General features: G+C 69.4%; 1 protein-coding gene and 1 pseudogene. Both read left to right on the top strand.

The genetic code is table 11. From position 1 onward, the window contains the following. Positions 1–3: 3 nt before the first annotated feature. Positions 4–225 (top strand): annotated as a pseudogene (locus ABZ951_RS33640) (hypothetical protein); the annotation flags it as partial. A gap of 204 nt (positions 226–429) precedes the next feature. After that, positions 430–3,464, top strand: a 3,035-nt coding sequence (locus ABZ951_RS33635) for an SDR family NAD(P)-dependent oxidoreductase (protein WP_361281753.1), incomplete at its 3' end; no start/stop codon positions are given.

Here is a 3,464-nt window from a genome sequence, read left to right as displayed (position 1 = left end):
GCGGTGGCTCTCGCCGAGGGGGACGGGTTCCTCTTGACCGGCCGGATCTCCCTGTCCACCCACCCCTGGCTCGCCGATCACACGGTCGCCGGCACCGTCCTCCTCCCCGGTACCGCCTTTCTCGAACTCGCGCTCCAAGCCGGGCACCACACCCACACCCCCCACATCGAAGAACTCACCCTCCACACCCCCCTCACCCTCCCCGACGACCAAGCAACCGTCCTCCAAATCACCGTCAGCCCCACAGACGACATCGGACGACGCACGGTGAGCCTCTACTCCCGCAGCGACAGCGAATCCGCCCTCGTCGACCCGACAGATCCTGGCTGGATCTGCCACGCGATGGGCACGCTGACTGCGGATCTGGGCGAGGTAGCAGGCAGGCACGACTGGGCATCAGGCCCCTGGCCCCCCGGGGATGTCGTCGAGGTGGACTTGGAGGACGTGTACGACCGGTTGGCTGTGGCCGGTTTCGTCTACGGGCCGGTGTTCCAGGGGCTGCGCTCGGCATGGCGGCGCGAGGGCGAGGTGTTCGTCGAAGTCAGCCTGCCGGAGGAAGCGTTGGACGATGCGGTCTCCTACGGGTTGCATCCCGCGCTGTTGGATGCCGCAGTGCAGGGGGTGCCCCTCGTCCGCTCGTCGGAGTCGGCGTCGGAGGAGAGCGGGTTGCCGTTCAGCTGGAGTGGCGTGTCGCTGTTCGCCACCGGAGCTACGGCCCTGAGAGTGCGCATCGCCTCGTCGGGTGGGCGAACAGTGTCCATCGACGTGGCCGACGAGACGGGAATGCCCGTCGCGTCGATGGAATCGCTGGAACTGCGCCCGGTCTCGATGGATGACCTGCGTGCGGCGGCAGAAGCCGGGTCAGGGCTGCACGAGTCACTGTTCGAGGTCGAATGGCAGCCCATTTCCACCCTTCCGGCCGGGCCCGTGTCACAGAAGGGACAGTGGGCGATTGTCGGGACGGACTGTGACTCCTCGCGGCGGCGGTTGTCTGACGATTCCCCTGCGTTCGCGGACCTGAACGCACTGCGAGAGGCCGTGGCCTCCGGGGCTGCGGATGTCCCTGAGGTCGTCGTCGCATCCTGCGATGGGCCCTCGACCGAGGGCGAGCCGCTGCACGACGCGGTACAGAGGACAGCTGCGCATGCCCTCGCCCTGCTGCAGGACTGGCTGGAGGACGAGACGCTCCGTGGCAGCCGACTGATCATCACGACCTCGGGAGCTGTGGCAGCCGGTCCAGGAGAAGACGTAAGAGACCTGGCGGGGGCAGCGGTCTGGGGACTTGGCCGCTCCGCCCAGGCGGAGAACCCCGGCAGCGTCGTCCTCCTCGACCTGGGCGATCACCTGGGCGATCACCTGGGCGATGACCCGGGCGATCACCCGGACGATGACCTGGGTGCTTCCGACGACGTCGCGGAGGCGATCGACGCGGCCCTGGCCTCCGGCGAGCCGCAAATCGCCCTGCGCGATGGCCGACTGCTCGTACCCCGGCTGGTCCGGGTCCCGACGGCCGGAACGCACGCGACTCCCGCACTCAGCGGCGCTGAGCTGCCCGGCACCCTCCCGGAGACCTTCGACGCACAGGACACCGTCCTGGTGACAGGTGGCACCGGTGCGCTGGGAACGGCCATCGCCCGGCATCTCGTAGGAACGCACGGCGTCCGGAACCTGTTGTTGGTCAGCAGGCGGGGTCCGGACGCACCGGGAGCTGCCGAGCTGGTCCAGGAGCTCACCGACCTGGGAGCCGACGTGCGGATCACCGCGTGCGACGTGGGCGACGAGGCGCATGTCGCCGAGCTGATGCGGAGCGTACCGGCCGACCGCCCGCTGTCCGGAGTCGTCCACCTGGCCGGCGTCCTGGACGACGGGACGCTCGCCTCACTCACCCCGTCACGACTGGCGACAGTGCTGCGCCCGAAGGCGGACGCGGCCCTGCACCTTCACGAACTGACCCGCACCATGGACCTCAAGGTGTTCGTGACGTTCTCCTCCATCGCCGGCACCGCTGGCTCGGCCGGGCAGGGCAACTACGCCGCCGCCAACGCCGTCCTCGACGCCCTCGCCCACCACCGCCGCGCCATGGGCCTGCCCGGCTTGGCGCTGGCATGGGGGCTCTGGGAGGAGGCCGAGGGCATGGCCGCCCGCCTCGGGACCACCGACCGGTCGCGGGTGGCACGCTCCGGACTGCGGGCACTGGCGACGGACGAGGCGCTGGCACTGTTCGATGCGGCACTGGACCCGGAGCGTTCCCCCCTCGTCGTACCGGCGCGGCTGGACACCGCAGGACTGCGAGCCTCGGGCACGGTGTCGCCCCTGTTCCGCAACCTGGTCCGCGAGCCGGCCCGCCGACGTGGGGCAACGGCCACGGCGGGCAGTGCGAGCGGTCTGCGCACCCGTCTGGAAGGCATGTCCGAACCGGACCGCCTCAGGGAACTGCTCTCTCTGGTGCGGCGCAACGTGGCGACGATCCTGGGTCACGACAGCGGGGACACCGTACGGGCCGAGAGTTCCTTCCGCGACCTCGGCTTCGACTCCCTGACCGCCGTCGAACTCCGCAACAGACTGCAAACCATCACGGGGCTGCGCCTGCCCCCGAGCTTGATCTACGACCACCCCAACCCCTCCGCCCTGGCCGACCGCCTCCACACCGATCTCATCGGCACCTCGACTCCGGCGTCTTCCCTCCCACAAGCCACTGTCGCCGAGACCGACGAGCCTCTCGCCATCGTCGGCGCGGCATGCCGCTACCCCGGAGGCGTACGGTCCCCCGAAGACTTGTGGAGCCTGGTGATGTCGGGAAGTGACGCCACGGGGGACTTCCCCGAGGATCGCGACTGGGACGTGGAACGGCTCTACGATCCGGACCCGGACCGTCAGGGCACGTCGTACACCCGCAGGGGCGGGTTCCTCTACGACGCGGGCGACTTCGACCTCACGTTCTTCGGCGTCAGCCCCCGCGAGGCCATGGCGATGGATCCTCAGCAGCGGCTCCTCCTCGAAACCGCGTGGGAGACCTTCGAACGGGCGGGCATCGACCCCGTCTCGTTGCGAGGAAGCCGGACCGGTGTGTTCGCCGGGGTGATGTACCACGACTACGTCGGCCGCTTGCACACGGTGCCCGACGGTTTCGAGGGCTACCTCGGCAACGGGAACGCGGGCAGCATCGCCTCCGGTCGTCTTGCGTACACCTTTGGCCTTGAAGGTCCGGCGGTGACGGTTGACACTGCGTGTTCGTCGTCGCTGGTGGCCCTGCATCTGGCGGGTCAGGCGCTGCGTTCGGGTGAATGTTCTATGGCTTTGGCAGGCGGTGTTGCGGTGATGGCCACGCCAGCCACCTTTGTTGAGTTTTCGCGGCAGCGGGGATTGTCGCCTGATGGGCGGTGTAAGGCGTTCGCGGCCTCGGCGGACGGCACGGGGTGGGGGGAGGGCGTCGGCATGCTGCTGGTGGAGCGGCTTTCCGACGC

Origin of the sequence: Streptomyces sp. NPDC046215 (assembly GCF_040646215.1) — a bacterium.
GTDB classification, from domain to species: Bacteria; Actinomycetota; Actinomycetes; order Streptomycetales; family Streptomycetaceae; genus Streptomyces; species Streptomyces stramineus.
The sequence above is the reverse complement of the archived record's forward strand: the minus strand, read 5'-3'. Positions and strand labels throughout refer to the sequence as shown.